The 6,568-nt window shown below is 55.9% G+C and carries 5 protein-coding genes; all 5 read right to left on the reverse strand.

Annotated elements, in window-relative coordinates:
• Positions 1-2,780: Hpt domain-containing protein (locus tag Q7T06_RS05140; RefSeq protein ID WP_304781311.1), on the reverse strand; the 2,780-nt coding region annotated here is incomplete at its 3' end.
• A 131-nt stretch (positions 2,781-2,911) separates the two neighbouring features.
• Positions 2,912-5,185 carry a methyl-accepting chemotaxis protein gene (locus Q7T06_RS05145; RefSeq protein ID WP_304781314.1) on the reverse strand — a complete coding sequence of 758 codons (2,274 nt, stop codon included), beginning with the start codon at positions 5,183-5,185 and terminating at the stop codon, positions 2,912-2,914.
• A gap of 54 nt (positions 5,186-5,239) precedes the next feature.
• Complete coding sequence (locus Q7T06_RS05150; RefSeq protein WP_304781318.1) at positions 5,240-5,815, reverse strand: chemotaxis protein CheW; 576 nt, start codon at positions 5,813-5,815, stop codon at positions 5,240-5,242.
• Between the two features lie 10 nt (positions 5,816-5,825).
• Positions 5,826-6,191 (reverse strand): response regulator transcription factor, encoded by a 366-nt coding sequence (locus Q7T06_RS05155; RefSeq protein ID WP_304781321.1) that lies wholly within the window; start codon positions 6,189-6,191, stop codon positions 5,826-5,828.
• A gap of 20 nt (positions 6,192-6,211) precedes the next feature.
• Positions 6,212-6,568 (reverse strand): PleD family two-component system response regulator (locus tag Q7T06_RS05160; RefSeq protein WP_304781324.1); only part of this gene is annotated, 357 nt, incomplete at its 5' end.

Raw genomic sequence — 6,568 nt, forward strand, 5'->3', positions numbered from 1 at the left:
TGATCGAGTTCATTTGCCGCAGGCGTCTGGTCGACATCCGCAGCCGGCTCTGCCGTTGCATTGAAGGTATGGAACTGGGCCAGTTCTTCATCGCACAACTGCAGCTCTTCGGCTTCGGTCGCCGCGAGTTCTCCACTGAAGTCAGCCGCGCTGTCCGCTGCCGTTTCTTCGGCTGCGCCATTCTCAGTCGCCGGTGTTGCCAATTCCTCGGTCTGAGCCGCTGGTGATGACTCTTCCAGTGCATCGTAATGGAAAGCTGCACCATTCTTTAAGCGCTCGGCAGCATTGATCAGTGCACGACCGCTGCGATCGGAGCGGCCTTGCGTCTGCAGGTCGTCGACCCATGCATCCAGCACTTGCACGGCCGTCTCCAGCAACGCATACAGATCCGGGTCGCCGCCGCGTGTTTCAGACAGGCGCAAATTCAATACCTGCTCGACATGCCACGCCGCTTCGCCAAATGTGACCAGGCCGACCATGCGACCACTGCCTTTGAGCGTGTGAAACGAGCGGCGCAAAGTGGTCAGGAATTCCTGGTTGTGCGGCGCATTGCGCGAGTCCGGGATCGTCTGCTTGACGCAATCCAGCACTTCTACTGCTTCAGACAGAAAAATTTCCAGCAACTCGGCATCGACTGCCTCGTCGGTAGCAGGCGCAACCAGCGGCGCAATTTCTTCCACATGTGATGCACTTTTCACTGGTGCCGTTGCCAGCGCAATATCTTCCATCGCGTCATGTGATGCGACAAAGTCCGGGTGCTCGAGCATGTCAATGACTGCACGCGCCCTGTCATTGGCTTCCGGATTGTCCACCAGCGTGGCATCGAGACGGACTTGCTCGAGCGACTCCTTGAGTTGTTCCTGCAGCAAGGGATTGCTCGGCTCGGCCGCCAGCGAAATCGCCAGTTCTTCCGACTGCTTCTGGTGATAGGCGAGCTCTGCCTCTACCGTTGGCAAATCCGGCGCCTGCGCAACAGCTGTCCTGGGAATCGTGTTTTCAGCCTGCGATAATGGCGTGACGATCACGTCCAGCGCCGCATTCGAACTGGTGTTTTTTTCCGTCAGGTTGGCGCGAAATATGCCGAGCTTGTCGTCGAACGAGAAAAGATTCTTGACGCCATCCTGATGCAGCTGCAGCGTCTCGATGAAGAAACTCAATGCACCGACGTTCTGTGCAACCTGCTCGAATTCCTGCACCGCCGGTACTTCTTCGGCATCGATAAAGCGGCGTACCGCCGCCTGTGTATGCTGCACGGCACGCACCGCATCTTCATGGCCCAGGACGGACAGCGCACCGCTGATTTGATACAGGACAGTGTCTATCTCCGACAGACCGGCACGCTGTTCCGGATCGCGGAAATATTCATCCAGCATTTTTTCGACCTGACGCAGGCTGGATTGCATTTCGCCTGCCAGCGCCGCCATGGTTTGCCGCTCCTGCGCTTCCCGCGACATGTCGTCCAGCCATGCGGCCGTATGCGTCAGCGTTTCGCCAGATACTGCAGACAGCAGACGCGCCGTCACGGCATCGGCACGCTCGGCAAAATCATCCGACAAATGACTGATCTGCTGCAGCGCATTTTCCACAAACAACAGGCTGGTTGCAATTTCCAGGCTCAGGCTGTCGCCCGGGCGCGAGTGCGCAGCATGACGCGCGATACCGCTGAGTTCGCGCAATAATTTTGCCAATGCCGGAGCGTTCAAGTGATTGCCGGCCTCGGCCAATCCCGTCATTTCCCGCTCGAATGCCTGCGCCACGCTGGCATCGCCACCAGCGATGCGATTCCATAAATTCTTGGCTTGCGTCAGCCTTTCCTTGGCGGCAGCCAGGGCCTGCGCATCGATCTGGCCATAACGCTTCTTTTCATAATCGGTAGGTACCACACCATCGAGCTGATATGCAGTCCTGATTTGCTGGATGGCAGCCGAAGGTTGCGCAACGCGGGCGATGAAAAACAAGGCGTCGCGCAGCAATCTTTCAGTGATGCTGGACGATCCCTCGCTCAGGCGACGGATCTGTAAATTGATACGCGCGAACAGTTGTTTGACATACAGCTCGTTGGGCACCTGGCCAGCCGATACTGCATCGGCAAAGCCATGCATGACCCACCAGAAGCTGCGCGCCTGCTGCGTGTTTTGTGCCTGCTCGACACGCAGGACGATGTCGCGCATGGTTTTTGCACTTGCCGCTCCAGAACCGCCATCCGCATCTTTCAGGAACAGCAGCAAGGCGCGCTCAAAACGCTTGCGCAAGGCGACGTAGTCATCCGGCGTCAAGGTCGTCGATGCCGGCGGCAACTGCGGCCGGATCGCCAGATTGGGGAAAAACAGATCGGCAGGATGGATGCGTTCGGCGCCACGCACTTGCAGCAGGGAGCGATAGTAGGGAAACAGGCGTACCGGTTGATGCGGCAAGCCTGCCAGCAATTCTTCCAGATATTCAAGCAAGGCTTGATAGGCATGCGCGATCGCATGCACACTGTCAGCCGTCAGGGTCAGCTGACCCGATTCAAAACGGTCGAATAAATCCTCTACCGTTTCAGTAATGATGGCGACACCATCGACATCCACCATTTGCAATGCGCCATGCGCCTGATGCAAATACGTTTTTGCATGACGCAAGGTGGTGGACTGGGTTTCGGCATCCTGCGTCAAGGCTTCGCCCAGCGCCACTTTGGAACGCGTCAGCGCCTCGCCGATTTCAGCTATGACCCACGACAGCGGGCCGGTATCGAAGTTGTCCTTGTTACCTTGCGGCACAGAGGAAGTAGGGGTATTCATGACTGCCTCGCGGGTGCGGGGTGATCAATCGCCAGGCAAACTGATCACCGCAATTGCTGTTGAGCCTCAAACCACTGCGTGCCTGCAAAACCAGCCGCGTCCAGGACGCGACCAAGGCACACGACGCTATATCAAGCCGTTACACGGAACCGTGATACCGAGTTTTTGAGTTCTTCGGCCAGCTTCGACAATTCGCGAATCGAGTTCGCAGTTTGCTGCGTACCCTCTTGCGTCTGTTCGGTCACGGTCAAAATGCCTTGTATATTCTGCGCCACACCGTTGGCCGATGTCGCCTGCTGCTCGGTCGCCGATGAAATGCCTTGAATCAGTTCCGCCAGGCGATTCGAAACGCGTCGAATGTCGGACAGCGCCGCACCGGCAGCATCGGACAGCTTCGCACCCTCGACCACACCCTGCGTCGATTTTTCCATAGCGGCAACCGCATCGTGAGTATCGGTTTGAATGGTACGCACCAGCGCGCCGATCTGCTTGGTTGCTTCGCCTGAACGTTCCGCCAGACGCTGCACCTCTTCCGCCACCACCGAGAAACCGCGTCCCGCTTCGCCGGCTGAAGCGGCTTGAATTGCCGCATTCAGCGCCAGCACGTTGGTCTGTTCGGTAATATCGGAAATCAGTTCGGTGATCTCGCCAATCTCTTGCGACGATTCACCCAGACGCTTGATTCGTTTCGAGGTTTCCTGGATTTGCTCGCGGATCTCGTTCATACCCTTGATCGCATTTTCCACCGCGCGGGAACCTTCCTCCGCCGCCGTCACCGACTGGCGCGCAACCTCCGCCGATTCATTGGCAGACTTGGATACGTCGGTAATCTGTACCGCCATTTCCAGTACCGCCTGACCGGTTTCCTGAATGTCGCGCGATTGTTTTTGCGACGCTTCCAGCAATTCGGTGGAAATATTCTGCGCCGTGTTCGATGCCGACGTCACCTGTTCCGCCGTATTCGTCACGCGTCCGACCAGACCGCGCAACTCTTCCACCGTATAGTTGACCGAGTCGGCAATCGCGCCGGTGATGTCTTCGGACACCGTGGCCTGTATGGTCAAGTCGCCATCGGCCACTTCCTGCAATTCATTCATCAGACGCAAAATAGCAGCCTGGTTCTGGTCGTTGGCCTGCTTCGCCTCTTCTTCCATCTTTTGCGCTTCGAGACGCTGGCCTTCCGCTTCCAGACGACGCGCATCCGCTTCGTTGGTTCGGTTACGGCTATCCTGCAACAGCACCAGTGCGATGCCGGCCGCAGCCATCAGCGCCGTGAATACGCTCACCAGCATCAGCCAGAACGACAATGTCAGCGAATCCTGCTGGGTACGATAGCTTTGCTGCAGCTCGGTCAGGCGCTGCTTCAAGGCTTCGTTTTCCTTGAAGATCAATTCCTGCGCCTGTTTTGCTGCGATAAAGTTTTGCAGGTTACCCAGAATCAGGGCAATCGATTTTTGATAGTCGGCAAATGCAGCCTGCAACTCGACCAGTTTTTCACGCGTATCCGGTTCCGTCGTCTTGCTCAGACGCAGCACTTCGCTACCATTCAGGAAGCCATCGGTGATATCGCGGAAAGTGTTGGTATCCTTGCCCAGCAAGAAGGCGGTTTCCGGGTTCACGCCTTCCGAACTCAGGAATTCATTCGCACTGCGCGCCAGACGCTGGGTCAGCATGACCAGCTGGCCCGCTGCAGCGATTTCACGCGGCGAGGCGCCGCTCTGCGATTTCATCGTTGAAATCTGTTCAGTCAGTTCCAGCAGGTTAGGCGAAATGCCGTTCAATACTTCCAGCGTGGCGCCGAAGCCGGTCAAAGGGCCTTCCAGTTTGATGATCGTGGCCGCTGCCTTGTCCGAGCCAGCCCACAATTTTTGCGTTTCCTGCAGCATTGCACTCATTTGCGCATTCGGCGCGCTGATATCGCGTCCCTGATATACGCCGCCTTTGGACAATACCGTCAAATCGTTATTGAATTCCTTGCGGCTATCAGCCAATTGCTTGAATGCTTCCTTGTTACCCTGAATCGCATTCGGCGTTGCCTTACCAACCCGCTGCGAGTGCATCAGCGCATCGCCGGCAATTTGCGTCTGCGTCGACGTCAATGCCGAATTGTCTGCATTGAGCCACACGAATACGGCACCCAGGACCAGTGAGGATCCGAGCGTGATCAAGAGTATGCGAACCTGTTGCTGGAGTGGCAGTTTGCCGATCAGCGGCAGACGAATATCACCGCTTTTCTGCAGGACGTCACCAATATAGGTCGCATTCGGATTGACATTGGCACGCGCAGTGCGCATAGCCTTGGCATCGACTGGCGTCATGGTATCGACCGGTGCGTCGCTGTGAGCATCCGCTCCCTGTGCGGCCGCCTCTTTTTTATTTTTGGAAAGAGGTAATTTAAACGCCATACTGGTTCTCCTGATTCTGTTTATACTGCGCCCGGGTTATCGCTCCCGGACTGCTCATAGACCGACGTGCAAAAATTGAGGATTTTGTATCACTAAGGAAAGATCGAGCTCGGTCCAGACTTGGGAATCACGATCTGTATAACGTTTGCCCGACCATGGTGCAGACTCATCTTGCACATAGTCTTGCTGTTCCATTTCCGCGACATTATGCAAGCCGAGTACACGCGACACCAGCAATCCGCTATTGAATGCGAGCGCGGGTGCAAATGCAACGATACGGCTGTCTTTGTCTATCGGCGTAGGCGCCATACCCTCGAAGCAGGCGAAATCGATCACGCTGATCAAGTTGCCGCGAATATTCGTCAGGCCGAGAAACCACGGCTGCGTCAATGGCACTGCGGTAATGGCGCCGACCGAGACAATTTCACCTGCAGTCTGCAGGTTCAGCAACCAGCGGCCACCACCTATGAGCACGCCGAGTTGATTGATGCGCGTATCGGCACCGCTACGCGCGGTTTGCATCCGTTCCACCAGCTGCGTCTGAAATTCGCGCAGGCGCGTACGCCGCGCGCCTATATCCGACCTGGCGGATACCTTGTCCATTTGAATATCCGACGTAGGCTGGCTCATGAGCAGCTGCTTATCCGAGCGCGGCGATTTTTGACAGGAGCTCGGCCGGGTCAACCGGTTTGACTATGTAGTCACGCGCGCCTTGACGCAAACCCCAGATACGATCAGTTTCCTGGCCTTTGCTGGTGCAAATGATGATAGGCACGTCTTGTGTTTCCGGATCGCGCGTTATCGCACGGGTAACCTGAAAACCGTTCTGACCCGGCATCACGATATCCATCAAGATCAATTGCGGCTTGTCTGCCTTGATCTTCAACATTGCTTCCTCGCCATTTTCGGCAGTGGAAACGGAAAAACCTTTTTTCACCAGTATATCGGTCAGAAAATAACGCTCAGTCGGAGAGTCGTCGACGATAAGGATTTTTTGGATAGCCATCTGAAACCTTTAAATCAAAATTATTTTGCAACTGCTTCCACCGTGTATTCGCGCACGGTTTTGAGCAGACTATCTTTAGTGAATGGCTTGGTGAGATAAGCATCGGAGCCGACCATGGCGCCGCGCGCACGGTCAAACAAACCATCCTTGGACGACAGCATGATGACTGGCGTTGCATGGAATTTGGCACTTTTCTTGATGAGTGCGCAGGTCTGATAACCATCAAGACGAGGCATCAAGATATCGCAGAAAATAAGTGCGGGCTTGTGGTCATTCATTTTGGCGAGCGCGTCAAAGCCGTCGTCCGCCAACACAACTTTATAACCCGCCTGGCCGAGAAATATCTCTGCTGAGCGACGAATCGTACTGCTATCGTC

The sequence above is a fragment of the Herminiimonas sp. genome, assembly GCF_030645555.1.
Taxonomy (GTDB): Bacteria; Pseudomonadota; Gammaproteobacteria; order Burkholderiales; family Burkholderiaceae_D; genus Oxalicibacterium.

Bases quoted from the DNA above. Each gene is read 5' to 3' on its own strand.
- Q7T06_RS05145 (WP_304781314.1), bottom strand. From the start codon at position 5,185: ATGGCGTTTAAATTACCTCTTTCCAAAAATAAAAAAGAGGCGGCCGCA.
- Q7T06_RS05150 (WP_304781318.1), bottom strand. From the start codon at position 5,815: ATGAGCCAGCCTACGTCGGATATTCAAATGGACAAGGTATCCGCCAGG.
- Q7T06_RS05155 (WP_304781321.1), bottom strand. From the start codon at position 6,191: ATGGCTATCCAAAAAATCCTTATCGTCGACGACTCTCCGACTGAGCGT.